This is a genomic window from Streptomyces sp. HUAS 15-9 (assembly GCF_025642155.1).
Taxonomy (GTDB): Bacteria; Actinomycetota; Actinomycetes; order Streptomycetales; family Streptomycetaceae; genus Streptomyces.
Genome location: NZ_CP106798.1, coordinates 8064818 through 8091393 on the forward strand (window position 1 = coordinate 8064818; position 26576 = coordinate 8091393).

The 26576-nt window shown below is 72.4% G+C and carries 21 protein-coding genes, 1 pseudogene and 1 riboswitch; of the genes and pseudogenes, 9 read left to right on the forward strand and 13 right to left on the reverse strand.

Annotated elements, in window-relative coordinates:
- Positions 1–3 precede the first annotated feature (3 nt).
- Together N8I87_RS36735 and N8I87_RS36740 are read right to left on the reverse strand one after the other, a co-directional pair.
- Complete coding sequence (locus N8I87_RS36735; protein WP_263215170.1) at positions 4–2742, reverse strand: SpoIIE family protein phosphatase; 2739 nt, start codon at positions 2740–2742, stop codon at positions 4–6.
- A gap of 84 nt (positions 2743–2826) precedes the next feature.
- Positions 2827–5337 (reverse strand): SpoIIE family protein phosphatase, encoded by a 2511-nt coding sequence (locus N8I87_RS36740; protein WP_263215171.1) that lies wholly within the window; start codon positions 5335–5337, stop codon positions 2827–2829.
- A gap of 324 nt (positions 5338–5661) precedes the next feature.
- Here N8I87_RS36740 and N8I87_RS36745 point away from each other — a divergent pair, with 324 nt between their 5' ends.
- Positions 5662–6666 carry an AraC family transcriptional regulator gene (locus N8I87_RS36745; protein ID WP_263215172.1) on the forward strand — a complete coding sequence of 335 codons (1005 nt, stop codon included), beginning with the start codon at positions 5662–5664 and terminating at the stop codon, positions 6664–6666.
- Between the two features lie 14 nt (positions 6667–6680).
- Here N8I87_RS36745 and N8I87_RS36750 read toward each other — a convergent pair whose 3' ends face one another.
- From N8I87_RS36750 to N8I87_RS36775, 6 genes are all read right to left on the reverse strand, one after another.
- Positions 6681–7376, reverse strand: coding sequence for a 2-phosphosulfolactate phosphatase (locus N8I87_RS36750; RefSeq protein WP_263215173.1), 696 nt, complete (start codon positions 7374–7376; stop codon positions 6681–6683).
- Positions 7377–7419: 43 nt separating this feature from the next.
- Positions 7420–7707, reverse strand: coding sequence for a DUF1232 domain-containing protein (locus N8I87_RS36755; protein WP_263215174.1), 288 nt, complete (start codon positions 7705–7707; stop codon positions 7420–7422).
- Between the two features lie 23 nt (positions 7708–7730).
- A complete protein-coding gene (locus tag N8I87_RS36760; RefSeq protein ID WP_263215175.1) occupies positions 7731–8888 on the reverse strand; it encodes a hypothetical protein in 1158 nt (385 codons plus the stop codon).
- Positions 8889–9225: 337 nt separating this feature from the next.
- Positions 9226–10191 (reverse strand): DUF1152 domain-containing protein, encoded by a 966-nt coding sequence (locus N8I87_RS36765; RefSeq protein ID WP_263215176.1) that lies wholly within the window; start codon positions 10189–10191, stop codon positions 9226–9228.
- A gap of 174 nt (positions 10192–10365) precedes the next feature.
- On the reverse strand, positions 10366–10569 hold the full coding sequence (locus N8I87_RS36770) for a hypothetical protein (protein ID WP_263215177.1): 204 nt from the start codon (positions 10567–10569) through the stop codon (positions 10366–10368).
- Between the two features lie 12 nt (positions 10570–10581).
- Positions 10582–11946: an FAD-dependent oxidoreductase gene (locus N8I87_RS36775; RefSeq protein WP_263215178.1), complete on the reverse strand. Its 1365-nt coding sequence runs from the start codon at positions 11944–11946 to the stop codon at positions 10582–10584.
- A gap of 272 nt (positions 11947–12218) precedes the next feature.
- On the opposite strand from N8I87_RS36775, the gene N8I87_RS36780 reads away from it, so the two are divergent.
- Positions 12219–13271 (forward strand): NAD-dependent epimerase/dehydratase family protein, encoded by a 1053-nt coding sequence (locus N8I87_RS36780; RefSeq protein WP_263215179.1) that lies wholly within the window; start codon positions 12219–12221, stop codon positions 13269–13271.
- 43 nt (positions 13272–13314) lie between these two features.
- Here the strand turns inward: N8I87_RS36780 and N8I87_RS36785 are convergent, their stop codons facing one another.
- Positions 13315–13977, reverse strand: a complete 663-nt coding sequence (locus tag N8I87_RS36785; RefSeq protein ID WP_263215180.1) for a C40 family peptidase — start codon at positions 13975–13977, stop codon at positions 13315–13317.
- 46 nt (positions 13978–14023) lie between these two features.
- Here N8I87_RS36785 and N8I87_RS36790 point away from each other — a divergent pair, with 46 nt between their 5' ends.
- Positions 14024–14200, forward strand: coding sequence for a hypothetical protein (locus tag N8I87_RS36790; protein ID WP_263215181.1), 177 nt, complete (start codon positions 14024–14026; stop codon positions 14198–14200).
- A 617-nt stretch (positions 14201–14817) separates the two neighbouring features.
- Positions 14818–14989, reverse strand: a riboswitch (cyclic di-AMP (ydaO/yuaA leader).
- A 411-nt stretch (positions 14990–15400) separates the two neighbouring features.
- Positions 15401–17437 carry a DUF1996 domain-containing protein gene (locus N8I87_RS36795; protein WP_263215182.1) on the forward strand — a complete coding sequence of 679 codons (2037 nt, stop codon included), beginning with the start codon at positions 15401–15403 and terminating at the stop codon, positions 17435–17437.
- Between the two features lie 98 nt (positions 17438–17535).
- On the opposite strand, the gene N8I87_RS36800 is transcribed toward N8I87_RS36795, so the two are convergent.
- Positions 17536–18222, reverse strand: a complete 687-nt coding sequence (locus N8I87_RS36800) for a lipoprotein (protein ID WP_263216847.1) — start codon at positions 18220–18222, stop codon at positions 17536–17538.
- A gap of 156 nt (positions 18223–18378) precedes the next feature.
- On the opposite strand from N8I87_RS36800, the gene N8I87_RS36805 reads away from it, so the two are divergent.
- Together N8I87_RS36805 and N8I87_RS36810 are read left to right on the forward strand one after the other, a co-directional pair.
- Positions 18379–18837 (forward strand): flavodoxin family protein, encoded by a 459-nt coding sequence (locus tag N8I87_RS36805; protein ID WP_263215183.1) that lies wholly within the window; start codon positions 18379–18381, stop codon positions 18835–18837.
- Between the two features lie 113 nt (positions 18838–18950).
- Positions 18951–20219 carry a beta-ketoacyl-[acyl-carrier-protein] synthase family protein gene (locus N8I87_RS36810; protein ID WP_263215184.1) on the forward strand — a complete coding sequence of 423 codons (1269 nt, stop codon included), beginning with the start codon at positions 18951–18953 and terminating at the stop codon, positions 20217–20219.
- 15 nt (positions 20220–20234) lie between these two features.
- Here N8I87_RS36810 and N8I87_RS36815 read toward each other — a convergent pair whose 3' ends face one another.
- From N8I87_RS36815 to N8I87_RS36825, 3 genes are all read right to left on the reverse strand, one after another.
- On the reverse strand, positions 20235–22730 hold the full coding sequence (locus tag N8I87_RS36815) for a DEAD/DEAH box helicase (RefSeq protein WP_263215185.1): 2496 nt from the start codon (positions 22728–22730) through the stop codon (positions 20235–20237).
- A 103-nt stretch (positions 22731–22833) separates the two neighbouring features.
- A complete protein-coding gene (locus N8I87_RS36820) occupies positions 22834–23745 on the reverse strand; it encodes a DUF6424 family protein (RefSeq protein WP_263215186.1) in 912 nt (303 codons plus the stop codon).
- A gap of 123 nt (positions 23746–23868) precedes the next feature.
- The gene (locus tag N8I87_RS36825; RefSeq protein WP_263215187.1) at positions 23869–24294 is read right to left on the reverse strand and encodes a VOC family protein; all 426 of its coding nucleotides are present in this window, start codon (positions 24292–24294) and stop codon (positions 23869–23871) included.
- Between the two features lie 179 nt (positions 24295–24473).
- On the opposite strand from N8I87_RS36825, the gene N8I87_RS36830 reads away from it, so the two are divergent.
- From N8I87_RS36830 to N8I87_RS36840, 3 genes and pseudogenes are all read left to right on the forward strand, one after another.
- Positions 24474–25022 (forward strand): hypothetical protein, encoded by a 549-nt coding sequence (locus N8I87_RS36830; RefSeq protein WP_263215188.1) that lies wholly within the window; start codon positions 24474–24476, stop codon positions 25020–25022.
- A gap of 117 nt (positions 25023–25139) precedes the next feature.
- Positions 25140–25787 carry a class F sortase gene (locus N8I87_RS36835; RefSeq protein WP_263215189.1) on the forward strand — a complete coding sequence of 216 codons (648 nt, stop codon included), beginning with the start codon at positions 25140–25142 and terminating at the stop codon, positions 25785–25787.
- Positions 25788–26028: 241 nt separating this feature from the next.
- Positions 26029–26571, forward strand: a pseudogene (locus N8I87_RS36840) (hypothetical protein); the annotation flags it as partial.
- Positions 26572–26576 lie beyond the last annotated feature (5 nt).

Below are 26576 nucleotides of genomic sequence, written 5' to 3' on the forward strand. Positions count from 1 at the left end.
GCCTCAGGGCAGGGTCTGCTCGGCCCAGATGACCTTGCCCCCGGGGATGTACCGGGTGCCCCAGCGCTCGGCGAGCTGCGCGACGAGGAAGAGGCCGCGTCCGCCCTCGTCCGTGGTCGTCGCGTAGCGCAGATGCGGTGAGGTCGTGCTGCAGTCGGAGACCTCGCAGATCAGGGTGCGGTCGAGCAGCAGCCGTACCCGGATGGGCGCACGGCCGTAGCGGATCGCGTTGGTCACCAGCTCGCTGAGGATCAGCTCCGTGGTGAACGTGAGCTCCTCCAGCTTCCACCGCGCCAACTGCCGTGTCACCGAGGCCCGTATCTCGGAGACGGCCGCCGGATCGGACGGCACCTGCCACTGCGCGACCCGGTCGGACCCGAGCACACGGGTGCGGGCGACGATCAGGGCGATGTCGTCGCCGGGCCGCTCCGGCAGCAGGTCGAGTACGGCCCGGCAGGTGTCCTCGGGCGCGTCGCCGGACTGCTCCAGGGCGGTGCGCAGCAGCTCGAGACCCTCGTCGATGTCCCGGTCCCGGTCCTCGACGAGCCCGTCTGTGTACAGGACCAGGCGGCTGCCCTCGGCCAGCTCCAGCTCGGCCGTCTCGAACGGCAGGCCCCCCAGACCCAGCGGGGGCCCCGCGGGCACCTCGGGGAAGTCCACGTCGCCGTCGGGCCGGATCACGGCCGGCGGCGGATGGCCGGCCCGGGCGACGGTGCAGCTGCGGGCGACCGGATCGTAGATCGCGTACAGACAGGTCGCGCCGGTGACCGCCGCCGCGCCGTCCGCGGGAGTCTCGTCCTGGTCGATGCGGGCCACCAACTCGTCCAGAAGACCCAGGAGTTCATCGGGCGGCAGATCGAGGGCGGTGAAATTGTGCACCGCCGTACGCAGCCGTCCCATGGTTGCCGCGGCATGCAGCCCGTGCCCCACGACGTCCCCGACCACGAGGGCCACCCGGGTGCCGGACAGCGGCAGTACGTCGAACCAGTCACCGCCCACCCCCGCCTGCGCGGGCAGATAGCGGTAGGCGATCTCCAGGGCGCTCTGCTCGGGCAGGCTGCGGGGCAGCAGACTGCGCTGCAGCGTCACCGCCATGCCGTGCTCGCGGGTGTAGCGGCGGGCGTTGTCGATGGACACCGCGGCGCGGGCGGCGAGCTCCTCGGCGAGGGCCAGCTCGTCCGTGTCGAACGGCTCGGGCTTCTCCGAGCGCCAGAAGTTGGCCACACCCAGGACCAGGCTGCCCGCGCGCAGCGGCACGGTGATCAGCGAGTGGATGCCGTACTCCACCACCTGCCCGGTGCGTTCGAGGTCCTGTGCGAGCCAGCCCGGCGCCTCGCGCAGCCGTGGCTCGACCACGGACCGGCCGGAGGACAGGCTGTCGGTCTGCGGCGAGGAGTCCACGAACCGGATGCGCTCACCCACCGGGTAGAGCGGGGCGTCCTCGCGGACACCGCTGAGGGCCGCCCGGCGCAGCGCGTTCCCGGGCTGCGGCTCCTCCCCGCGCAGCACCGCCTCGTACAGGTCGACGGTGGCGAAGTCCGCGAACCGGGGCACGGCCAGCCGCGCCAGCTCCCCGGCGGTGCGGGTCACGTCCAGGCTGGTGCCGATGCCGACACCGGCGTCGTACAGCATGTTGAGCCGTTCGCGCGCCACCTCGGCGCGGCCCGACAGGGCGCGCAGCTCCGTGGAGTCGCGCAGTGTGGTGACGCTGCCGGGCGGGCCGCCGCGCGCGTCCGTGGGCCGCTGGTTGACGGCCAGCAGCCGGTCCTTGACGAGGTGCACCTCGTCGGTGGCCTCGCGTCCCGAGGCCAGCAGGTCCGCCGTGTCGGCGTCGAGGCCCAGCTCCCGCACATCGCGCCGCTCGGCGTCCTCGGGCAGCTCCAGCAGGCGGTGCGCCTCGTCGTTGGCGAGCAGCAGACGGCCCTCGCCGCTGACGATGAGCACGCCCTCCCGCACGGCGTGCAGCACCGCGTCGTGGTGCTCGTACATCCGGGTCATCTCGTGCGGGCCCAGGCCGTGCGTCTGCCGCAGCAGCCGTCTGCTCACCAGCGCCGTGCCCGCCGTGGCCAGGGCCATCGCCGCCGCGGCCGCGGCGAGCAGGAGCGGCAGTTGCTGGTCGGCGGTGCCGCCCACATGCTCGGTCGTGATGCCGGAGGAGACCAGGCCGACCACGGTGCCGTCGGCCGCCTTGACCGGGACCACGACCTGGACCAGCCGTCCGATGGTCCCGTTGATCTCCTCTTCGACGGTTCCGCCGGCCACCGCGGGCGCGATGGTCCCCACGAACTTCTTCCCGATGCGGTCCGGCTTGGGGTGGGTGTAGCGGATCCCCTCGGTGTTCATCGCGACGATGAAGTCCACCCCGGACGCCTTGCGGGCGGCCTCGGCCTTCGGCTGGAGGATCGCCGTCGGGTCGGGGCTCTGCAACGCCGCGGCCGTGCCGGGTGCGTTGGCGAAGGTCTCGGCCACGGCGAGGGAGCGGTTGTGGGCCTCCTGGGTGGTGTCGTGCCGTACTTGCAGAACCTGTGCCACCACGGCCGCCACGACCAGCAGCAGCACGATCACCACTTGCAGTACGAACACCTGTCCGGCGACGCTGCGGCCGCTCAGCGCCGACCACAGCCTCCCGGCCCTGGTACGGTGCGGCCCGGTCTCCTCCTGCTGACGCGCGTCGAGCGGCGCATGCGGATCCCCGGGACGACGGGGCGGCCGGGCATCGGGCCGGCCGGGCAGTCGGACCATGTGCCATGTCTACACTGCCCGGCCCCCGTAGGCGAGGGGCGTCGCACGAGGTGACCGCCCTGATCGGACCGGTTCCACGGCGGGTCAGCGACGCTGCCCGGGTGCCGTGCGCCGGGTGGCGAGCAGCAGTGCCACGTCGTCGGGCCGGTCGGTGGCCTGCCGGGCCGTCGCGGTGAGCCGGTCGGCGACCCCCGCCAGCGAGCGGCCGCCGCGCCGCCCCGTGAACGTTCCGGCCTTCTCCAGCACCGTGCGCAGCGCCGTGATGCCCTCGTCGATGTCGGTGCCGGGCTTCTCCACGAGCCCGTCGGTGTACAGCGCGAGGATGGCGTCGGGCTCCAGGCGCAGCCGCGCCACCGGGTAGTGCGCGTGCGGGTCCACGCCGAGCACGACCCCGCCGGGAATCTGCAGCACATGGGTCTGGCCGTCGGGGGCGCGCAGCAGCGGAGGGAGGTGTCCGGCGCGGGCGACCCGGGCCAGACCGGTGGCCGGGTCGAGCCGGAGGTAGCAGCAGCTGGCGAACTGGCCGGGATCGAGGTCGATGAGCAGGCGGTTCGTGCCGCTCATGACCTCGTCGGGCGGATGGTCGCCGAGCGCGAAGGCCCGTACGGCGCTGCGCAGCTGGCCCATGGTGGCCGCCGCCTGGACACCGTGTCCCTGGACGTCTCCGATCACCAGCGCCAGGCCGTCCCCGGCCTCGACGACGTCGTACCAGTCACCGCCCACGTCCATGCCCTGGGTACCGGGCAGATAGCGTCCGGCGGTCTCCACCAGCGGGTGCGCGGACAGCCGCCGGGGCAGCAGGGCCTGCTGGAGGCCTCGGGCGAGCGCGGCCTCGGTGTCGTAGCGCTGCGCCTTCTCCATCGCGTGCGCGATCAGCCCGGCGAGCGCGGTCAGGAGCGTACGTTCCTCCGCGCTGAAGCTGCGGGAGCGGTCGAAGCCGAGGATACAGGAACCCACCGGCCGCCCCGAGGCGATCAGCGGGAGGAAGGCGCGGGCACCCTCGACCGCGTCCAGGGGTATGCCGGGGTAGGCGGCTTCCAGCTGCTGCATGGATTCGAAGAAGATCGGGCGGCCGTGGGTGAGCGTCTCCACGCCCGGAATATGGGCGTCGAGGCCGACGCCTTCGAAGGGCGCGAGGAAGCCCTGCGGGAAGCCGGTCTCCCAGGCCAGGAAGAGATGCCGCTCCTGGAGCAGATAGATGGCGAGGCGGCGGCCGTCGAACGCGGGGAGCAGTTCCTGTGTGACGACCGCCGACACCTGGCGGGCGGTGACCGCGTCGGTCAGCGCGATGGCCAGGGCGATGGGCCGGTACAGCGGGGCCAACGAGGGGCCCGCGGCCACGGTGGGGTCGGTGCCGGGAACCTCGGCCGTCGCGGGGTCGACGGGCGTCAGGCCGACCGGGGTGTCCACGCGGTTCGCGGCCACGACGGTGCAGGTGAGTGTGTCCGGGCCCGGATGGAGGGACAGCGCGAGCCAGTCGGGCTCGTCGTCGGCCGGGCGCCGGACGTGGAAGTACACCGGGTCCGGGGAGAGCAGGGCGCCCCGCAGGTGGTCCTCGTACGGGGACTGGTTCAGCCAGGGCAGGGCCTCCCACAGGGGGCGGCCGAGGAGCTCGGCGCGGTCGGGGCCCAGCAGGCGTTCCGCGGCCGGGTTGGCGTACACGATCAGGCCCATCCGGTCCAGGCAGAACACGCCCTGCGGGAGCAGGTCGGCCGCGCCGTCGGCGGACGGCGCCGGACCCGGGTCGAGGACGATCCCGCTCACCACGCACGGGTCGGCCGGGCTCGGCGCGGGCCACAGCTCCAGCAGACGCGGACTGCCGTCCGCGGCTCGCACCAGCAGCGGTGCGGGCGGGGGTTTTCCGGCGGCCGTGCCGCTCAGCGCGGCCAGCAGCTGATGGGCGTCGGCGGGCGCGACGGCGTCCGCGAGCGCCTGCGCGGTGCCGGCGAAGTCGCCCGGCCGCACCCCCAGCAGGTCGTGCAGCCGGTCGTCCGCGGTCACCGCCGAGCTGGCCGGATCCCAGGTGAACCGTCCGATGCGCCCCACGCTGGGACGTGCCGCCGGCGGCCGTACGCACAGCGGCTCGCCGTCCCACAGAACAGACCGCTCGTCCCCCTCGGCCAGTCCGCGCATCCCGGCGCCCAGATCCTCGGCCAGCTGAGTGAGGATCTCCTGGCCCGGTATCTCGTCGACCGCGTCAGGGGGCGTCGGGCGCAGCACCGCGAGCACGCCGTACGGCGTCGACGCTCCCGGCACGGGCACGTAGACCGAGCCGAACTGGAACGGCAGACCGGCCGCGAACTGCGGATAGCGGCGCACCATCTCCGTGGCGTTCGCCAGGGTGACCTGAACGCCCAGCCGGTAGGCGTCGCCGACGGGGAACGGGGCGTTCACATGAAGCCGCCACCAGGGGCGGAACAGCGGACCGGGGAGCCCCGCGAGCACCGCGAGGCGCAGCATGCCGGGGGTGCCCGAGCGCAGGTACACCCCCGCGACACGGCCGTCGGCCGCGTCGAGTGCCCGGGTGCAGACGTCGACCAGCAGCGCGGCCAGCGTTCCGCGCGTCCGGCCTGCGTGCTCCCCGCTCACAGCCATCGGTCCTACCTCGTCCGTGCGCCGCCCGAGTGGGTGACACAGCAAGAATGCGTCACGACGCCCGCGGAACGCACCTGGGCGGACAGGACACGACAGCCGCACCCGCACCCCCGGCTCGGCCTCCCCGCGAGGGCCGCCGTCCGGATGGTCCTGAGCCGGGAGGGGTTCGTGCGACGTGCGACGTGGGCGCGGGCCGTGTGCGGACGCCGTCGGGGCCGTGACCGCCCTGTGTGCCGCTGCCGTGACGCCCTGTATGCCGCTCGGGATCCGGCCCCTAGGCTGGCGGAACGGGTCGGCCCAGTCATCGAGAGGAGGCCGCGTCCCGTGGCGGAGACCGCTGACTTTCCGAAGCGCACGGACCCGGCACGCATACGTCTCACTCTGCGCACGGCGGACCTCGACGAGGCCCGTGCCGCGATCGGTGCCATGTTCTACGACACCGTCATGGACCTGCTGGAGCCGGGGCAGAGCCTCGACGCGGACTTCGAGATGGCCCGCCTCGGCCCGCTGACCCTCGGTGAGCTGCGCTGCGGCGCGGACGTCCGGATGCGCTTCGACGACCTCGGCGCCTACCACGTCGACGTCCCCCTGACGGGCCACCTGGCCTGGCGGCAGGCCGCACAGGACGTGGCCGTGGCCAGCCCCGCACGGGCGGGGGTGTTCCAGCCGGAGGGGCGCACGACGCTGGAGCGATGGGACCGCCACTGCCGGGTGCTCGCCGTGAAGATAGAGCCCCGCGCGCTCGTACGGCACCTGGAGGCGCTCACCGGCGACGCCGTCGGCCCCTCGCTGCGGCTGGCACCGGCCATGGACCTCACCACCGGGCCGGGCCGCACCTGGGGGCGGCTGCTGCGGCTCGTGGTCGACGAGACCATGGACGACCGCGGGCTCCTGCGGCAGCCGCTGCTCGCCGCCCGGATGCGGGACTCACTGCTCACCGGACTGCTGCTGGCCACCGACCACGCCTATCGGGAGGCCCTGGACCGGCCGGTCCAGGGAGGCTTCGCCCGGCCGGTCAAGCGCGTCGTGGACGCCATCCACGCACGGCCGGAGCACCCGTACACCACCACGGAACTCGCGGACCTCGCCGGGGTGAGCGCGCGCTGGCTGCAGGAGGGGTTCCGCCGTCAGGTGGGCAGCTCGCCCATGACGTATCTGCGGGACGTGCGCATGGACCGGGTCCGCGCCGAACTCGCCGCCGCCGACCCCGAGGCGACGACCGTGGGCGCGGTGGCCTACCGCTGGGGCTTCGGCCATCTGGGCCGGTTCGCCGAGAAGTACCGCGCCCGGTTCGGCGAACTCCCCTCGGAGACACTGCGCTCACGCTGACGGTACCGGGCAGGTCAGTGCGGCAGCCCGTTCCGGACCGGGCGCAGCACCAGGTGGGTGTCCTCGCGGGCGGCCGCCATGGCGAACGGGAAGGTGTCGACCTCCAGGCACAGGTCCACGTCCTCGGGGTGGACACCGCGCCAGCCGCGGCGCACCCCGTCGGCGAGGCGTGCGGCGGCGTCCGAACGTCTGGCCCGGTCGACGAACGGCGAGGCTTCGGTGGGTCCGGACACGGCTCGTGCCGCGATGTGCTGCGCGCACGCCAGGTCCTCCTCCGCCTGCCCGCCGTCCCCCGTGACCACGTAGGTGACCGCGTCCGGCCGCGCGCGCCGCAGCACCCGCGCCGTCGCCTCCGCCACCACGAAGCTCGCGCACAGCAGGAGCCGGGCGTCGGCCACCGCCAGCGCGCCCACGGTCCCGGCGGTGGTCTTCTGCACCACCGTGCAGCCCGCGACGTCGAGCGAACGCAGCCGGGCCGGTGAGTTGGCGAGGTCGAACCCCGGCACCGGCGGGCCGTCCTGGAAGGCCAGCCAGCCCGGGTTGCGGGCCTTCAGCTCCAGGGCCTCGTCGAGCGTGCCGGTGAAGACGATCTTCTCCGCCCCGCGCCGGAAGGCCCAGGCGGCCACGGTGAACGCGCGCATCACATCGATGACCACGGCGACTTCGGGCGTCGCGGAGAGACCGGACACACCGGTGAAGGTCGGTTGCATCACCCCATGGTGAGGCATCCGAGAACGTGGCGGGTGAGCCGGTTCAGGACTCGGTCCCGTCCGTCGGCAGCGTGCGTGCGGCGCGCAGGGAGCGCAGGGCCAGCAGCAGGACGCCGATGTCGTCCAGATACACCGGGTCGGGCAGCAGATCGGTCGGCAGGACCAGATAGAGGACGGCACCCCAGAAGACCCAGCGCGGCCCCGTCGGCAGACCGGCCCGCCGCAGCGTCCGCCGGGCGCCGACCAGCCGCACCAGCAGACGTACGGCCACGACGAGCAGGGCCGCCGCGACCACGGCGACGACCACGAGCACGGTCCTGGTGGTGTCCATGCGGCCTCCGTGAGCGGTCGGGACTACGACACCCGCCCCGCCTCGCCGGTGTCGTCCCCGTCCTGCGAGGGATCAGTGGCGGTGGGGGCCGGGCGCAGCCCCTTGGCGGTGCCCTTCCACCGTTCAAAGGTACGGGTCAGCTGCCGGAACGGGGAGGCCGCCGGCGCGCCGGGCCGCCCGGCGGCCGGGGCAGGCGTGTCCTTGTAGGCCGCCAGAGCCTCGTGGGCTCTCTCGGCGGCGTCCCGGTAGAGGTCCCGGGACTTGGTCATCGCCTCGAGCGCCTCGGCGTACATGGCCACGAGCCTGCGCTCGCGGGCCAGCTCCTCCTCCAGGGTCATCAGCGTCCACTGCTCGCGCAGCCCGGTCAGCGCCTCCTCGACGCCCCGCGGCATCGGCTTCGGCAGGGCCGCGAAGCGCCGCAGCACGTCCAGCAGTTCGGTGGGTTCGGAGCCGTCCAGGAACACGCTGCGCACCGAGTACTCCGGGCCGTCGTAGCCGGCCGGTGCCGGATCCGGGGGTACGATCACGGCTCCGCCGCGCGGCACCCAGACGCCGAGGTCGCGCAGCGCCCAGTTGACGGCGCGCAGCTGCTGCGGCGCGGCACGGTGCTCCACCACACGGTGCCGCAGCCCCGGAGGCAGCAGCTGCGCGAGCGGCCGCCGGCCGCGCTCGTCCGGGGTCATGGCCTCGTGCACGACGACGTTGACGGACCAGGACTCGCGCGCGGCGTCCCTGATGACGCGCCGCATGTCCTTGTCGTCGGACGGGAGCGGGCCGACACCGCCCAGGCGCAGGCCGGCCACGGCGTGGTGGTGGTCCCAGGAGGCGTCGTCCCCGTCGGGCCAGAACATGGTGGCGGGGGAGGGCCACCACTCGCTCCAGGGCTGCTCCGCCTCGGCCAGCAGCTGCCACACCCGCCCCTCTTCCTGCTCCTGCGGGGGCGCGAGTGTCAGGCGGGCCCGCACTGTCACCTCGTCGGCGACCCGCCAGCGTGCCTCGAAGACGCGCTCCGGGGTGTCCTCGGCCGGCTTGGGTTCCGTGAAGTCGTCGAGGACCTCGTCGTCCTTGAGCCGGCGCAGGTGCCGCAGCAGGACGTCCTCGGCGTCGGGGCCGATGTGGCGGCCGCGGGCCGGCCACACCGTGTCGGGGGTCGTGGGGCTGTCGGTGGCGGAGTTCGACATGGGCCAATCTGCGTCGGGGGCGGGGTGGGCCTTCCAGTATCACTCTCGGCGATCGTGGCACGTCGGCGGGGGTCGCCGACGACGGGCCCTGAGCGCCGGAGCACCGTACCCCCGGGACCCGGCCCGGCGGCCCCCCGGGGGTACCGCCCCGCGCACACGGGACGTGCGCGCCTCACTCGGGGTGCGTATGCCGCACTTCACGTGATCGTCGTTCACCCGTGCCGGTGACCTGTCCGGACCACGACAATGGATCCGGTGAACGGGGCCCGCCCGCCCATCCGCTTAGGGGAGGGCCCTGTTCGCTTGCTGTGCCACGTGGGGCCGTGCTGATGGCCCCTCAGTGCGGGAAGGCCCGCGGCGGCCGCTGCCGTGGCAGCTCGTCGCGGAACTCCGCGATGGCCGTGCTGATCTGCCGCATCAGGGACGTGTCGGCCAGGCGGCCGAGGTAGAGATTGCGCCGGGCGAGTCCGGGCAGGTCCACGCAGAAGTACAGGGCCATCAGCGGGTTGACGAACAACTCGCTGTTCCTGGTCCGCTCGGTGAAACGCACGTCACCGAAGTCGCCGCGCACGGCGGCGGCGACGGACCCGTGGACAATGCTGGGATGGCTCGCGGTGGCCTGCTGGGCGTGGGCCACCGCGTCGAGGTAGAGGGCGCCCTCGCGACTCTCCCTCGGCAGCGAGAACGCGCCCAGATAGGCGCCCTCGCGGTCCAGGGAGGCCAGGTTCTCCAGGACCAGCGAGTGGTTGACGCCGTGATACGCGTCCACTCCGAAGCCCAGGCACGCCACCAGCCGGTGCGGGACCTCGTCGAGCCCGTCCACGGCGGCCAGGCTGGCCATGTCCTCCTCCGGAGTGCCCAGCCCGTGCTCGTCGCCCCGCATCAGGATGTCCGTCCCGCCGTCCACCAGCACGACCGCGTCGACACCGCCCAGATGCGCGAGGAGCGCGCGGTAGGCGGCCCGCAGCGGGCCGACACCCGTGCGGGCGAACGCGTACACGGTGGACGGCAGCTCCTGCGCCGAGAGCCACTGGGCGAGCGCCCGCTCCGGGAAGTAGTCGCCGCGCAGCGGTGTGTCCGGGCGGACCGCCGCGACGTCCTGGTCCACCCACACCTCCAGGTCCAGGCCGTACAGGTCGGCGAAGGACAGGTTCGCCAGATGCACCTCCTTGCCCTCCGCCCGCAGGGCGAGGGCCAGCGGAAGCCCGGCGTAGACGTCGAAACCCCCGCCCGCTCCGACGACGAGCACCCGCCGCGCGTCACGCAGGCGGGTGAAGAATGCGGGTTCACGGAGGGAGATCACCGCAGGACGTTAACAGACCTCCGGGACACGGCCTTTGGAGTTTTCCACCGGCCCGTGCGGGCTGTCCGTGGCGCATGTCAGGACCGGTCGCATGCTCGCTCACGCCGCGCGCCGGACCGGTGTGATGCTGTTCGCGGCCGCGGGAGCGCTGCCCGTCGAGGAACTGAGCGAGCATCAGCGCCGGTCGGCGCAGCAGTCGGCCCCGGCCGAGGTGCACGAGGAGTTCGTGGCGGTCCGCACGGCCTGGGCCGCCTCCCCGGGACCCAGGCGGAGCTGGTGGCCGTCGGCCCGGTGCGGACCGGCAGAATGGCCGGGCCGTACGGGAGTGATGGACGAGCGGGGGTCGGCGGCCACCAGCCGCCGACCCCCGCCGCTCACCCGGTCGGAGACTTACGCCCCGCTCTCCCTGAGCATGTCCTCGCGCTCGACGATCTTCACGCGCTCGCGGCCCTGCGGCTCGCCCAGCGCCTTCTCGGCGGCGTCGAGGCGGTACCAGCCCTCCCACGTGGTGAAGCGGACGTTCCGCTCGGCGAGGAAGGCGTCCACGGCCTCCGGCTCGGGCGAGGCGGGCGTGTGCAGACGGCCGTTGGCGAAGTCGTCCAGGAGGTTGGACACCGTCTCGTTGGCGTCGCCCTTGGTGTGGCCGATCAGACCGATCGGGCCGCGCCGGATCCAGCCGGTGACGTACGTGGACTGCAGGTACGCGCCGCCGTCCTCGATGACACGGCCGCCCTCGTCCGGGACCGTGCCGGAGCCGAGGTCCCAGGGCAGCTTGGGCAGCTTCTCGGACAGGTAGCCGACGGCGCGGTAGACGGCCGTGACGTCCCAGTCCTTGAACTCGCCGGTGCCCTTGACGTTGCCCGTTCCGTCGAGTGCGGTGCGCTCGGTGCGCAGGCCGACGACCTTGCCGTCCTCGCCGAGGATCTCCGCGGGCGACTCGAAGAAGTGGAGGAACAGCTTGTGCGGCCGGTCGCCGACGTCGCGGATGGCCCAGTTCTCCAGGGTCTTGGCGACCATGTCGGCCTGCTTGTTGCCGCGCCGCGTCTCGATCGACCCCGCGTCGTAGTCGATGTCCTCGGGGTCGACGATGACCTCGATGTTGGGGGAGTGGTCCAGCTCCCGCAGCTCCATCGGGCTGAACTTCGCCTGCGCCGGGCCGCGTCGGCCGAAGACGTGGATCTCCAGCGCCTTGTTGGCCTTGAGGCCGTCGTGGACGTTCGGCGGGATCTCCGTCGGCAGCAACTCGTCGGCCGTCTTGGCGAGGATGCGGGCCACGTCGAGGGCGACGTTGCCGACGCCGAGGACCGCGACCTTCTCGGCCTCCAGCGGCCAGGTGCGCGGCACGTCCGGGTGGCCGTCGTACCAGGAGACGAAGTCCGCGGCGCCGTAGGAACCGTCGAGGTCGATGCCGGGTATGGACAGGTCACGGTCGGCCGTCGCGCCGGTCGAGAAGATCACGGCGTCGTAGAAGGCGCGCAGATCGTCGAGGTTGAGGTCCGTCGGGTAGTCGACGTTGCCGAACAGGCGGATCTGCGGCTTGTCGAGCACCTGGTGCAGGGCCGTGACGATGCCCTTGATGCGGGGGTGGTCGGGAGCGACGCCGTAGCGGATCAGGCCGAAGGGGGCGGGCATCCGCTCGAATAGGTCGATGGACACACCGCGTTCGGCGGCCACCTCGGATTTGAGCAGGGCGTCGGCGGCGTAGATCCCGGCGGGGCCGGCTCCGACGATGGCTACCCGCAGGGGGCGCGGCATGATCAGGTTCCCTTCGAGTGAAATCAGGCGACTCGTACGGGGAGCCTAATCCGGGGCAGTTCCAGGTCAGTACGCGGGTTCGGTCTATGACCCCATAAGTCGATCTTATGCCCCTGGGAAGTTGTGCTTATGACCCGTCGGGGAGATGCGCAGGTCGCGGGGCTCGCGGCAGGCGGGTGGACACCGGTCATGGGCATGCCCGAGGCTGGGGCCCGGGACCGGGATCATCCCGCTCCACGACGAACCGCCGGCCGGAACCGAGGAGCGACAGCGTGGGTGGACGCGGGGAGACGACGGTCGCGGTGACCGGCGGCAGCGGGTTCGTAGGCAGCCATCTGGTACGGCGTCTGCTGGAACGGGGATACCGGGTCCACACCACCGTGCGTAACATCGCGAACCCGGCGAAGGTACGGCCGCTGTGGGACCTTCAGGAGGCCTTCCCCGACCAACTCACCCTCTTCCAGGCGGACTTGCTGACCGAGGGCTCCTTCGACGAGGCGCTGCGCGGCTGCTCCGTCGTCTTCCACGTCGCCTCGCCGTTCTTCATGCCGGAGAAGATCGAGGACGGCCAACGGGACATGGTGGACCCTGCCCTGCTCGGCACCCGCAACGTCCTGGGCAGCGTGGAGCGGACGCCGACGGTCACGACACTGGTCTTCACCTCGACGGTCGGGGCGATGTTCGGTGACTACGCGGACGTCCTCGACATGGACGGCCAGGTGCTCTCGGAGCGGTACTTCAACACCTCCAGCACGGTGGCCGACAACCCCTACCACTACGCCAAGACCGTCGCCGAACGCGCCGCCTGGGAGGCCGAGGCCGCCCAGGACCGCTGGCGCATGGTCTCGGTCAACCCCGGCCTGGTCCTGGGCCCTTCACTCACCCCGGCGTCGGAGTCCGGCAGCCTGTTCCTGCTCGACGAGCTGTTCAAGGGCTACTTCTGCTACGGCGCCCCGGACTTCAGCTTCACGACGGCGGACGTACGCGATGTGGCCGACGCGCACATAGCGGCGGCGGAGAACCCCGAGGCCGAGGGGCGTTACATCGTCGCGGCCGAGACCATGACGTCCTTCCTCGAGATGTCCCGCATCATCCGCACCCGCCATCCCCGCGACCTCCGCCTGCCGTGCACCGCGCTCCCGCACTGGCCGGTGCGCGTCCTTGGACCCGCCTTCGGCCTGACCCAGAACTACATCCGCAAACACCTCGGCATCCGCTTCCGGGTCGACAACGGCAGGAGCGTGCGCGAACTGGGCATCACCTACCGTCCGATCGAGGAGACCCTCCTGGACCACTACGAGAGCCGGCGCGGCCGACGCGGATGAGTCGTCCCCGGCACGGCCGTGCCCCGGTACGGCGCCCCGGGCCTCACGCGGGCCGGATCACCCGGTGGATCGCCGACTCCCCGGCGCCGTAGATCGACTCCTCGCGGATGGACGATCCCGGGCCCGGCGCGTGGATCATCATGCCGTTGCCCGTGCAGAGGCCGACATGGCTCGCGTTGTCGAAGAAGACGACGAGGTCACCGACCTGGATGTCGGTCACCGCGACCGGCGTCCCCGCGTGGGCCTGTTCCGCCGCGCCACGCGGCAGCGCGACCCCGGCGGCCTTCCACGCGGCCTGGGTGAGGCTGGAGCAGTCGTACGAGTCCGGCCCCATCGCTCCCCAGACACACGGCCTGCCGATCTGCGCGCGGGCGAAGGCGAGCGCCTTCATGGCCTTGCCGCCGTAGGCCGACTCCGGCACGCCGCCCGCGCCGACGGGGGCGGCGAAGGAACCGGTGTCCGTGAGGGCGCCGATGGCGAAGGAACCGGTTGTGTAGGGGGCGGCCGTGACCGTCGGCATGGCTGCCTGCGTGGGCAGGGGAGCGGTCGCGAAGGTCCCGGTGTCGGTGAGGGCGCCGATGGCGAAGGAACCGGTTGTGTAGGGGGCGGCCGTGACCGTCGGCATGGCTGCCTGCGTGGGCAGGGGAGCGGTCGCGAAGGTCCCGGTGTCGGTGAGGGCGCCCATGCCGATGGGCGTGGCCGTCATGTCTGTCCGGACGGGCAGGGAGCCGGTCGCGAAGGAGCCCGTGTCGGTGAGAGGGTCCGCGGCGAACGGGCCCATTGCCGTGCCGGTGACGGTCGGCTGGACGGGCAGGGTGCCGGTGGTGAGGGAGTCCGTCGTGCCGAGGGCCGTCTGCGGGAACCAGGATTCCTGGGCGGCCGGCCGGGACTCGATCGCGGCCGTCGGGGCGCCGCTCGGGGCGGCGTAGCGGCTCAGGAGGTCGCGCGCCGCGGTGAGCTTGCGCTGGTTGCGCCCCTTGGAGTCGGCCGGCGAGGTGGCGCGGCCCGGCCGCGGCCGCGGGCAGCAGTGCGCCTGGGGCCGCCTCCAGCTCCAGCCGCGGCTCGGGTACGGCCGGCAGTGCCGCGACCGGCCGGGCGGTCAGCTCGGCGATGGCACGACCAGGCAACTCCGGCACGGACCGGGTTGGCAACTCCGCGATGGGCCGACCGCTCGACCCGGCGGTCAGCTCCGGCGGCAGAGGCCGGGCGGCCTTCTCCAGTTCACCGCCGGAAAAGCCGCCCCGTGCCGGAGCGGTGCCACGATTCCCGGACGAGCGCTGCTGGGGCATCCGGTCGGCAGGCAGTACGGCGGGCACGGTCGGACCCAACTTCGCCCGCGCCGCGTCGAACCACTGCCGGGTGACCTCGTCGAGTTCGGGATCGGCGCCCCCGCCCGGCCGCTTGCGGAGCGGAACTCCGCGGCCACGGTTCCCCGCGGACATCGCGCGGGTCGCGTTGTAGTTCCCCGTGGCGTTCTCGGCCCGGTCGTAGAGGTTGTCGATCCGCTGCCGAACCTCGTCGCGGCTCTCCGTCGCCATGGGAGACGTACTCCTTCCGTACTCCGCCTACCGAGTTAGCTGTCGGGTTCGGGCGGTCGTTTCCGGAAGGCGTGCCCTACGGCCCTTGCCCTGGTGGGCAGTTGGGCCGATTCACCCCAAAGTCGGTCGGGTCCCCGGCTCCTGCTGCCCCGAAGGGCGCGGACTCGGCGGAGGCCACGCGGTCCGGCGGGGTTCGCCGGGGGAAGCCGTGCGGCCTGGTCGTCAACCTAGCCAACTTGTGTGCCTCGTGTGAAGGTTGACGTGTGAAATGTCCGATACGTATTTGTGATATCCGCCTGGAGGTTCGGTGCGAACGGGGCCTCGGTGACACAGAGCCGTACGACGATCGACGCCGTGTCGTCGGTGGCGCCTTCCCCGGAGGGAGTCGGCGCCCCGTGCCGGTGCCCGCGTTCTCTGTGAGGTTGCGATGAATCTCCGGGGCCGTTGAACACGGTCACCCTCGGGTCCGTATGAGGCGGGGGATTTCCATGCCGAGCCGGCCTCGACCAGACCAGGGGTACTTCCGTGGGACGCAATACGCGCAGACGCCCGACAGGCGCACGACGCGCGACCTTCGCAGCGGTCGCACTGATGCTGGGTGGAGGGGGGTTGATCGCGGCGAACGTCTACGCCTCCGCCACCGAGAGCGGCTCGGACCAGTCGAGCCAGACCGGCCAGGTGCTGGCCGCCGGCGCGACGATCGACTGCCCGGACGTGGGCAGCCGGCTGACCGATGTGCCGGACGGGGCGAGGGAGAGCGTCGACAAGGAACTCGCCCTCCTCGACCAGCAGGTTGCCGCGGCCTATCAGCAACTGCAGCAGTGGGGACAGGCCCAGCAGCAGAACTCCGGGTCCGCCGACGACGCGATCATGAACCCGCTGAAGGAGAAGCGCGACGAGGCCATCGGGCGCATCTCGGACGCCATCGACCAGGTGGGTGACCGCCCGCAGGGTCTGGACGACATGGCGGCGTGCACGCTGCAGCCTTCAGGCAACCAGAGCCAGGGTGGCGGCGACACCGGGCAGGGCGCTCCTAGCCAGAGCCCGGCCGACGGCGGCCAGGGGCAGACCGGGGGCGGTCAGGGCAACGGCGGCCAGGCCGGCAACGGCCCCGTGGTCGCGGACTACGCGGACATCACCTCCGTCCAGCCCAACGTGCAGACCCCGGCCCCGCAGTCCGACGCCTCCCGAGGCACCTTCAGCAGCAGCTGCGGCGTCAACGCCAACGGCGTGTTCAACTCCGACAACGTGATCGTCGCCCCCGGTGTCTCCAACGGCGCCCACCACTTCCACGACTACGTCGGAAACCAGGCCAACAACGCCTTCGCCAGCGACGACGACCTGGCGAACGGCGACACGAGCTGTGTGGACAAGGGCGACAGGTCCACGTACTACTGGCCCGTGCTGCGCCTGCAGAACGGCAAGCAGGAGCGGGACGCCGGCGCCCCCGGCGGCGGAACCGAAGGCAACGCCGGTCAGATCGTCACGCCCAAGCAGGTCACGCTGACCTTCGTGGGCAACCCCCGCAGCAAGGTCACGGAAATGCCGCGCCTGCTGCGCATCATCACCGGCGACGCCAAGGCGTTCGTCAACGGCCCCGCCAACGCCAACGCGTCGTGGAGCTGCACCGGCTTCGAGGACCGGCAGCTGAAGGACAAGTACCCGCTGTGCCCCTCCGGCAGCGACGTCGTGCGCTCCTTCAAATTCCAGAGCTGCTGGGACGGCCGCAACATCGACAGCGCCAACCACCGTACCCATGTGGCGTTCGCCGACGCCGAGGGCAACTGCCCGAACGGGTTCGAGGCCATTCCGCAGCTGGTGCAGCGCATCGTCTACGACGTCGACGCGCCGAGCCTCCAGGACGGCGGGCGGACGGTGCCGCTGTTCGCCGTGGACTCCTTCCCCGAGCAGCTGCACAAGCCGGTCACGGACCACGGTGACTTCATCAACGTCTTCGACGAGGGCCTGATGAAGGAGATGGTCGGCTGCATCAACTCCGGCCGCACCTGCGGTGCCGGCGCCGACCCCGGTCAGGACCCGAGCGGGAACCCCAGCGAGCCGCCGGCCTCCAGCCCGGCCTCGCCCGGCAACGGCGGGGAGCCGGCTCCCGGCGACACCGCGACCGAGCAGCCCTCTCAGGCCCCGGCCGACCCGCCGTCCGCCGAGCCGACGGACGACGCCACGGCGACCGCTCCCGCGAGCGAGCTGCCCCGGGTGTACAGCTCCTCGTCACCCACGCACGCCACATCGGACAAGGGCCACTCCGACAAGGGTGGTTCGCAGAACTCCGGCTCCGGGAAGGGTGGTTCCGCGAAGACCGACTCGGGCACGAGCGGTTCGGACAAGGGTGGTTCGAGCAACAGCGGTTCGGACAAGGCAGGCTCGGGCGGCAGCGCCTCGGGCAAGGGCGACGGCGGTCAGGCGACTCAGCCCGCCGAGATCGGTGAGCCCGCCCAGCCCTCGGCCGAGGGCGCGAACGACCCGTCGGCAGCCGCCGTACAGACCCAGCCGCAGGCCCAGGGCGGACTTGCGGAGACGGGCGCCAACCTGTGGCCCGCCGGGATCGGCGCGCTGCTGGTGATCGCGGGCTTCGTGGTGCTGCGCCGGATGGGACGCCGTTCCATGTGACGTCCGCCGCGGACGGTCGGCCGTCGCGGTCCGGGTGCCCCTTCGCGCACCCGGACGGCGACGGCCCTGCCGTTTCCGCGGACCCGATCGTGCGGGGCTCAGGCCACGCGCAGCGTGTGCTTGGCGAGTTCGTACGCCGGGAGCATCGCCTCGTGCTCCTCCGTGTCCATCCCGCCGAGGTGCAGCACGACCGGGCCGTCCGGGGTGCTGACGGCGAGGGCGCGTTCCTTCTTCACCTCGTCCAGGAGCTTGCTGGTGTAGAGGTACTCCACTTCGACGCCGGAGAGGTCGCCCGCCTTGAACGTGCGGTACTTCTCCTTGCTCGTGTTGTCCTCGGCCGCCACGAAGGCCCGCAGCACGGTGCGTGCGTCGGCGTCGGCCGGGGAGCCGGTCCACACGCGCAGGAAGCCGATGTGCCCGGCGGGCTTGGCATCGATCTCGCACGCGGCGGTGACGGGACCCTGGTGGAGGATGGCGTCGGCGACCTCCTGCGCGAACTCGTCGTCGGCGCCGCCCGAACCGCCCGAAGCCGCACCGGAGTCGACCGCCTTGGCCTTCCAGCCCTTGGCGATGTCGAAGGTGACCGGCAGCTCACAGGCCGAGCCGGCGGCGCCGATGGTGCCACCGCTCTTGGCCGCCGTACCCGTCGCGCCCGCCCCGCCCGTCGCCCCTTCGGCCTGAGCCGTCGCCGAAGCCTTCGGGTCCTCCTCCGGCGACTCGCCGCAACCCGTCAGCACACCCGCCAGCAACAGCACGGGCGCCAGTCCGCCCTGCACGGTCCCCATCGTGATCCGCAACACCGTCTCCCACCCCATCGATCCAGGTGGGACACTGTATCCGAGGGCACCGACAGCGCCGTACGAGTCCCGGGGCAGGCGTCGGAGAGCACGGTCTCCACCGCCGTTTGCGGACGGCAGGGCCGCCACGGCAGGGTTCGGGGCGTGGCTACCTTGCTGATCGTTCATCACACGCCGTCGCCCAACTGCCAGGCGATGCTGGAGGCCGTCGTGTCCGGTGCGACGACGCCCGAGATCGAGGGCGTACGGGTCGTGCGGCGAGCGGCGCTGTCGGCGACCGCGTCCGACGTGCTCGCCGCCGACGGCTATCTGCTCGGCACACCGGCGAACCTCGGCTATATGTCCGGCGCCCTCAAGCATTTCTTCGACCAGGTCTACTACCCCTGCCTGGACGAGACCCGGGGCCGGCCCTTCGGCTACTACGTGCACGGAGGCAACGACGTCACGGGAGCCGCAAGGGGGATCGAGTCGATCACCACGGGCCTCGGCTGGCGGCGTACGGCGGACGCGGTGACCGTGACCGGTGAGCCCGCCAAGTCCGACATCGAGGCGTGCTGGGAACTGGGCGCGACCATCGCGGCGGGACTGATGTCCGAGGACTGACGAGCCGCGTCCAGGCGGTCGTTACCGCATCCGGGTGGTAGCGCGTCCGCCTCTCGGCCGAACGGAGTGGCCGAGGCGGGCACAAGCACACGGGCCATCGATAATCACCGCTCATGCAGCTGGTGAATCCACGGCGTTCCCCGCGGCGGCCGCCGGTGGCCGTCACGGGTCTGGGGCTGGTCACTCCGGCCGGTGTCGGCAGGGACGAGGCCTGGGCGGGCCTGTGTGCCGGGATCTCCACCGCCTCGGCCGACCCGGGCCTCGACGGGCTGCCCGTCGCCTTCTCCTGCCGGGTTCCGGACGTCGACGTACGCACCCTGCTGGGGCACCGGCTCAGCCGCCGCCTCGACCGCTTCACCACCTTCGCGCTGCTCGCCGCCCGGGAGGCCGTGGCCGACGCCGGGCTCCGCCCGGAGGACTGGGACGGGGCGCGCGTGGGCGTCGTGATGGGCGTCGGCACCGGGTCCATGCAGAGCTGGCAGGCCGAGTTCGACCGGCTCGCGGACCTGGAGCCGGAACGGATCTCGCCCCTCGCCCTGCCCCGCAGCGTGCCCAACATGGCCGCGGCCGAGATCGCGCTCGACCTCGGCGCGACCGGCCCCAACATGGCGGTCAGCACGGCGTGTGCCTCGGGCACCAGCGCCATCGGCCTGGCCCGCGACTGGCTGCTGTCCGGTCACTGCGACCTCGTACTCGCCGGGGGCAGCGAGTCGGCCCGGCTGCGGATGACCGCCGCCTGTTTCGCCCAGATGCGGGCCCTGTCCCGCCGGGCGGGCGAGCCGCGTGCCGCGTCGCGCCCGTTCGACCGGGACCGCGACGGATTCGTGCTCGGCGAAGGGGCCGCGGTCCTCGTCCTGGAGCGCACGGAGGACGCCCGCGCCCGGGGCGTACGCCCGCAGGCCCTGCTGTCGGGCTTCGGCGCGTCCTGCGACGCCCACCACTTCACCTCCCCGCACCCCGACGGCGACGGCGCGGCACGCGCCATCAGCGGCGCACTGACCGACGCCGGACTGGCCCCCGAGGACATCGATCACATCAATGCGCACGGCACCTCCACCCCGCAGGGAGACACGGCCGAACACAACGCGCTCCGCCAGGTCTTCCGGCGGCCGCCGCCCGTCACCGCTGTCAAGGGCACCATCGGCCATGCCATCGGCGGCGCCGGTGCCATCGAGGCGGCCTGTACCGTGCTGACGCTCCGGCACCAGGTCATCCCGCCCACCGCCAACCTCGACACACTCGACCCGGCCATGGACCTGGACGTCGTGGCCAAGGCGCCCCGGCAGCACCGGATGGAGCACGCGGTGAGCAACTCCTTCGGATTCGGCGGGCAGAACGCCGTACTCGCCTTCACCGCCGCCGGCCAGTGTGCGCCTACCTGATCCTCCGGTACCGGTCTAGGCCCAGCGCATGCCGAGGTCGGTCAGCTGCCGTACCCGTTCGGGGGTGAGCGTGGCGGCGCGGCTGCGCTGGTTGCTGATCCAGGCGCCGAGCTTGACCTGGCGGTCCTCGCCGGAGCCGACGGTGACGGTCTCCACGTGCTTGCGCGGGACGCCGAGGTGGCCCTCGCGCTCGAAGAACTGCGTGGCGGCGGCCAGATTGACCGCCCATGTGGCGGCGTGCGGCACACGTGGCTTCGGCCGTTCCTCCGCGGCGGCGGGCTCGATGCCCAGCACGTGTTCGCACAGCCACTGCTGACCGACGGTCAGCCCGTCCCAGCCGAGGCGCTGTGCGCCCACCCACCGGCCGAGGTCCTCTCCCTGCCGTACGGCCTCACCCGCGGCGGTGGGCAGCTGTCCGCCCTCCTCCAGGTGGAGCCGGGTGAGATGGAAGCGGCGTTGCCACTCCACCGGCCAGGCGGGGCACCAGGCGGGGTCGATCTCGTCGAGCTGCTCGCGGCGCTCCTCGGACAGCGCACCCGCCGCCGGCGTCACCGTCGCGTCCTCCTCCGGCCGCTCCGCGTCCTCGGCCGCCCTCCGGGCGGCGGCGCGCTGGTTCTTCAGCCAGATACCGACCCTGAACCCCTGGTGCGTGGCGTCATGGGGCGCCAGCAGGTGCCCGTGCTCGGCCGCCCACGCGCGGGCGGCGGTGAGCCCCTCCTCCCAGGCGAGGTCGAAGTGGGACCAGACCATGCCGAGCCGCTCGAGCAGACGGGCGCGGTCGTCGTCGAGGGTGCCGCGGGCACGGAAGCGGCGGGCGTCGGCGATCCACTGCCCGAGCGGGAACCCGGCGAGCGAGACCGGCCACCTCTCTTTCTCCGCCTCCTCGCCCCCGGGCACCCGGAACGTGAACGGCACCCGGAGATCGCCGTGCACGCGCGCGTAGAGACCGGCCGCCTCCACGCCGCGCCGCCAGTGCGCGTGCTCCGGGTTGATCACCCGCAGTTCGATGAAGGCGGCCAGCCGGGCCGGATCACGCGGAGTGGAGAACTTCAGCAGGGCCCTGGCGGGGGCGCTCACGCCCGGGAGTTCCGCGTCGCCGTGCTCCTCGCCCGCGCCGCCCACGTTGCGGCCCTTGGGGGAGTGGCTGGGCACCTGCGGCTCCGCCAGACGCTCCACGATCCGAGCGTCATGGGCGCGCAGCGCCTCCAGGAGCCGGGCAAGGCCCGCATAGGCCCGGCTGGTGAGCATGTTGTCGGGGGTCTCGCCCGGCCCGAGCAGCACCGGCACCACCAGTGACGCCGTCTTGCCCTCACCGGGCCGGATGCGCAGCGCGCGCCCCACGGCCTGCACGAGGTCGGGCATGGAGCCGCGGACGTCGGCGAAGTACACCGAGTCGCAGTGCTTGGTGTCGACGCCCTCGCCGAGCACCCGCACCGAGCTCAGGAACGCCCTGTCGGCCCGGCCGCCGAGACGGGCGAAGTCGTCCAGGACCCGGCGCCGGTGCTGGGGCGCGTGGTCGCCGCACAGCCAGTCGGCCCACACCGTGCGCGGGTAGCGGCCCGGCTCGGCCGTGTGCAGCTGTGCCGCGACCGCAGGCAGACCGGCCGCGAAGGCCTCGGCCTCCCGCACGAGGTGGTGGAACACGAGAGTGCGCCGCAGCCCCTCCTCGCCGGCCGCCTTCACCAGCGCTGCCTGCAGCGCGGCGAGCCGGGCCCCGCGCATCTCGTCGGTGCGGCCCTCCATGCCGAGCAGCTGGGCGGCCTGCAGCTGGGTGTCGGTGACGTCGACGCACACGACCTGGTACGGCGCGCAGATCCCCCGGTCGATCGCCGCCGACAGCGTCAGTGTGTGGCAGCGGGCGCCGAAGGGGCCGTCCGGGTCGTCGTCCATGGAGGCGACCAGTTCACCGGGCACCCCCTGCTCCTGCTGGTCCTCCTCCGGCTGCCACAGCCGGGGCGTCGCGGTCATGTACAGCCGTCGCAGCGACGGGATCCTCGCGTTGTCGTGCACGACCGCCCACGGCTTGCCGATCCGCCCCGAGGTCCGGTGCGCCTCGTCGACCACGATCAGATCCCAGCCCGGCAGACCGGCGGCGTGCGCCCGCTCCAGCGTGCCAAGCCCGAGGGAGGCGTACGTCGCGAAGACCGTGACCTTGTCGAAGGGGCGCACCCAGGCGACCAGTTCCTCCGCGTCCGTGGTGTTGGGGAACACCGCCTGCTCGCCACGGAGCGAGGACACCCCGATCATCGGCCCCCGGCGGCCGCCCGCACGCCACGCCTCCTCGGTCTGGGCGAGGAGGTCGAGCGACGGCACCAGCACCAGCACCTGGCCCGCCCGGAGCTCCTCGGCACCACGGACCGCCACGAGGGTCTTCCCGGACCCGGTCGCCATGACCACCTGGGTCCTGAGCCCACGCGGGGGCAGGGACGCTCCTGCCGGCGGTTGGAGTGCGCGTACCACCGCGTCCACGGCTTCGCGCTGGTGGGGGCGTAGTCTCACGCAAGCGACCATAGTCCACCGGACACCGACACATCGGGCCGCGTCGGCGAGGCCGACGAGGCCCGTGGTGTGGAGAGCGAAGGGGCTGGATCCAGGAGGTTCGAGGCGGCAGGTCCTAGGTGGAGCGCCGGTTCCTCGGATGGTGCGCGCCGCCGTGTCGTGCCGTGTGGCCGGCCGCCGGTGCGGCGGCCGCGGTGCGGCTGCCGGGGGTGATCTGCGCCGAGAACGCCTGGAGGGCGGCCGAGCTGTTGGGCGGCAGCACCGCCATCAGCCCGAGGTCCTGCGCCCGCGCCAGCGCCGGGGCCGCCTCGCTGCCCTCGGGCACGAAGGCCAGCCGCACATGCCCGTCGCCGGAGCCGCGCCGGTCCACCGGAGCGACGGCGCCATGAGTACCGTCGGGGAGGGTCACCCACAGCTGGAAGTCGTCGTACCGGACGAAGTCCGCGCCCTTGACCGGCCACGGGTAGTGGTGCTCGCCGGGCACCTTGGGCAGGATCCCCTGGTGGTTGCCGCGGCTCATCGGCACGCACGCGTTGAAGAGGGAGTCGGTCCACGCCTCGACGCCGTCGGCGTCCCTGACGGGCGTGCGCAGCAGTTCCTCCGCCTCCTCGTAGCCCAGGTCCCGCAGTGCGGGCAGGGTCAGCGGGAAGGCGTCGACGAGTTCGGCGGCCTCCCGCCGGAGCCGGTCGACCTTCACCGGTTCCGCGCAGAACTGCATGCTCCACTCGATGCCCACCCGGGCGCGGTACATCCGCCAGCCGCTGTTCCCCTTGACCCAGAGGCTGCCGCCGTGGTGCATCTCCCAGTGCTCCGGGGCGGTCGGCCGCGGACCGTAGGGCAGGTCGTCGTCGCTCACCTCACGCAGGATCTGCTGCGCGGCCCGCTTGGCCGCGCGGAAGAAGGAGGACTCGAAGCGCTTGGGATGCTCGACCAGACGTATGCGCCACGGATGGTTCTCCGACTCGACTCCGCCGAGCGGGAGCGTGACCGGTTTCCGGGACCTCCCTCGCGTGGGAGCGACGGTCATGGCTTGCCTCCTCGAGCCGACCGCGGACCCGCGTCCGGCCCGCGGCGCGAACTACCCCTGACTTCATGGTGCTCCCGGAAAACGGGGACGTCGACCCGAACGGAGCAGTTCGGCGTGCGCCGCTCAGCAGACCGGCTGACCGATGCCGATCATGTTCCCCTCACTGTCCCGGAACCAGGCGCCGCGTTCACCCCGCGCGCCCTTGCTCGGGTAGTTCCCCTCGATCTCGGCGATCCCGTCCCTCGTCCGGAGCCCCGGCAGATCCACCTCCTCGAACACCACCCCGCGCCGCCTCAGTTCCGACACGACGGCCTCGATGTCGTCGACCTCCCACGCCATCTGGGTGAACGTGCCGGGCGAAGCGCCTGCCGACCGGAACACCACGAAGTCCACGCCTCCGCACCGGTACAGCAGCCCGCCGGGCCGTTCGTCGACGGGCTCGAGGCCGAGCTTCTCGGCGTAGAAGCGCCGCGCCCGGTCCAGGTCCGCGGCGGGCAGCCGGGTCGCCACGCGCCCTTCGGCCAGAGGGTTTCTGCCGTCCTGGCTCATACCGCCATCCGTGTCTCGGATCCCGGCGCGGAAGGGGCTGGCCGGGGTGTGTTGGTAACCCGGCTGGGCGGCCCGGATGGTGTGCTTCGGGGGCCTGACTGACGGTGGTTCATGTCGGGGCCGGGTGATTCCAGCTGATGGAGTGTCGGCTGCCCGGGCCACGGCGGAAGGACTCCCACATGCGTTCTGCCCGCATGATCATGGCCACGGCGGCCGCGACCGCCGCCCTCGCGATCGCCGCTCCAGTGGCCCTTGCCTCCGGAGGTGACGAAAGCCATGACGACTCCTCCTACAGCAAGGAGGACAGCGATTCGCACGGCAAGGGCGACTCCCAGAGCAAGGGTGACTCTCACGGCAAAGGCGATTCTTACAGCAAGGAGGACGAGGACGACGGCAGCCGCGACGAGCCACGCGGCGGTATGCACACGGGTGGCGGTGCGCTCACCATGCTGAGCGCCGACGACAGGAGCTCGGACGGCGACAACAGCAAGTACGACCCCGAGACCTACAAGAACAAGGACTCCGACAACAACAGCGACGAGGGGTCGGACAGCGACCGCGGCGGCAAGGACTCGTGGGGCGACGACTCCGACAAGCCCAGTGGCGGCATGCACACCGGAGGCGGCGGCCTCGCCGCGCCGGGCGGCGTCACCACGGGCGGGGTGGCGGTCCTGGCCGTCGGTGCCACCGGCCTGTACGCGCTGCGCCGCAAGCGCGTCGCCGAGTAGGCCTCCTGACCCGCGTCCGACCGAGCCGAGGCCGCCGCCGTGTGCGCACCGTGCCGGCGGCCGGCTTCCCCTTCGCCGTGACCACCGTGCTGCCGTGACCTAGTGAGGTGGAGTCCGATGGCAGCTTCTCCGTCCGCGACCCCCGGCGAGCCGGAGCCGGCCGAACCGGACGCCCGCTCCGGCATGCGCATGGTGATGTGGGGTGTCGCGATCCTGCTCCTGGCCGCCGGCGCGATCGGCGGCCATGGCAGGCCGACCGACGCCTCGCAGGCCGGAGGGTCCTCGCCCACCGCCCACCCGGTCGGCAAACACCTGCCCCGCTCCTCGCCGACGCGCCTGCTCATCCCGAAGATTGACGTGGACGCACCCTTCACCACCCTCACCATCGGCCCGTCGGGACAGCTCCTGCCACCGCCCGGCGGCGATGTGAACCTCGTCGGCTGGTACGCCAAGGGAGTCTCGCCCGGAGAGGCGGGCACCGCCATCATCGCCGGGCACGTCGACACGACCACGTCCGCCGCCGTCTTCGCCGACCTCGGCGAGCTCGAGGCCGGGGACCACTTCTCGGTGGCACGGGCCGACGGGAAGAACGCGACCTTCGTGGTCGACAGCGCCGAGACCTTCGAGAAGGACCAGTTCCCCAGCCACCGGGTGTACGGCGACACGCCCCGCGCCGAGGCGCGCCTCATCACCTGCGCGGGGGACTACGACCGTTCGGTCGGGGACTACACCGAGAACCTCGTCGTCTTCGCCCACCTCGTCTGACCGTCCGCCCCCCGACCACCCGCCCCGCGCCCGCCCCGTCCCCAAGGACGGCGGGCCGGGGCGGTCGCTTTTGTTCGGGTGGTCGAACTTTGAATGCCGCAGACGCCCCAGAAAAGCCAGCAAAGGGTTCCGTTCCGGACAGTCGAAAATACTCGTTGAATGGTTGAACGTGCTGTGACGGTTGTGCGTAATCCATGGCGTGACCAGGAATCCCGTAACCGTCACCGTGGCATATCACGTGATGCCGGGCCGTGAGGCCGACTTCCATGCCTGGGGGTGGGCCGTGCTGCGCGCGGGTGGCGGTCAGCCGGGGTTCCTCGGAGGGGGTGTGCTCGTCGACGGAGGCGCGGAGTGGCATGTGGTCTACCGCTTCCGCACTTCCAACGATGCCCGGACCTGGGAGAACTCCACGTCGTGGGCCCAGTGGTCGGCACGGGTCGACGGGCTGGCGCGGGAGACCGGACGCCGGGTCACGGAGGGGTCCAAGACCTGGTTCGACTCCCAGACCGCCCGGAATCCGGCGCCGGAGGCACCCCGCCCGCCACCGAAATGGAAACTGTGGTTCGTGAATATGAGCGCGGTTTTCCCGCCGGTTCTCTTATTCAATCTGATAGCGCTCCCCTATCTCGGCGGCCTCACCCCGCTCATCCGCACGCTGGCGCTCTGTCTGTGCGTGACGGCGATCGTCACCTGGATTCTGATGCCGCGACTTCAGCGTTTCTTCAAGAAATGGCTGTATCCGCCGCTGCAGGCATTGCGCGGCCGGCACAAACGCCGTACCGCCCAGGC

Coding starts and splice junctions, on each gene's coding strand:
- N8I87_RS36775 (WP_263215178.1), bottom strand. CDS start 11,946: ATGCCGCGCCCCCTGCGGGTAGCCATCGTCGGAGCCGGCCCCGCCGGG.
- N8I87_RS36835 (WP_263215189.1), top strand. CDS start 25,140: ATGGCAGCTTCTCCGTCCGCGACCCCCGGCGAGCCGGAGCCGGCCGAA.
- N8I87_RS36735 (WP_263215170.1), bottom strand. CDS start 2,742: ATGGTCCGACTGCCCGGCCGGCCCGATGCCCGGCCGCCCCGTCGTCCC.
- N8I87_RS36825 (WP_263215187.1), bottom strand. CDS start 24,294: ATGAGCCAGGACGGCAGAAACCCTCTGGCCGAAGGGCGCGTGGCGACC.
- N8I87_RS36755 (WP_263215174.1), bottom strand. CDS start 7,707: ATGGACACCACCAGGACCGTGCTCGTGGTCGTCGCCGTGGTCGCGGCG.
- N8I87_RS36760 (WP_263215175.1), bottom strand. CDS start 8,888: ATGTCGAACTCCGCCACCGACAGCCCCACGACCCCCGACACGGTGTGG.
- N8I87_RS36815 (WP_263215185.1), bottom strand. CDS start 22,730: ATGGTCGCTTGCGTGAGACTACGCCCCCACCAGCGCGAAGCCGTGGAC.
- N8I87_RS36830 (WP_263215188.1), top strand. CDS start 24,474: ATGCGTTCTGCCCGCATGATCATGGCCACGGCGGCCGCGACCGCCGCC.
- N8I87_RS36795 (WP_263215182.1), top strand. CDS start 15,401: ATGCTGGGTGGAGGGGGGTTGATCGCGGCGAACGTCTACGCCTCCGCC.
- N8I87_RS36740 (WP_263215171.1), bottom strand. CDS start 5,337: ATGGCTGTGAGCGGGGAGCACGCAGGCCGGACGCGCGGAACGCTGGCC.
- N8I87_RS36800 (WP_263216847.1), bottom strand. CDS start 18,222: ATGGGGACCGTGCAGGGCGGACTGGCGCCCGTGCTGTTGCTGGCGGGT.
- N8I87_RS36820 (WP_263215186.1), bottom strand. CDS start 23,745: ATGACCGTCGCTCCCACGCGAGGGAGGTCCCGGAAACCGGTCACGCTC.
- N8I87_RS36785 (WP_263215180.1), bottom strand. CDS start 13,977: ATGACGGCCACGCCCATCGGCATGGGCGCCCTCACCGACACCGGGACC.
- N8I87_RS36810 (WP_263215184.1), top strand. CDS start 18,951: ATGCAGCTGGTGAATCCACGGCGTTCCCCGCGGCGGCCGCCGGTGGCC.
- N8I87_RS36750 (WP_263215173.1), bottom strand. CDS start 7,376: ATGCAACCGACCTTCACCGGTGTGTCCGGTCTCTCCGCGACGCCCGAA.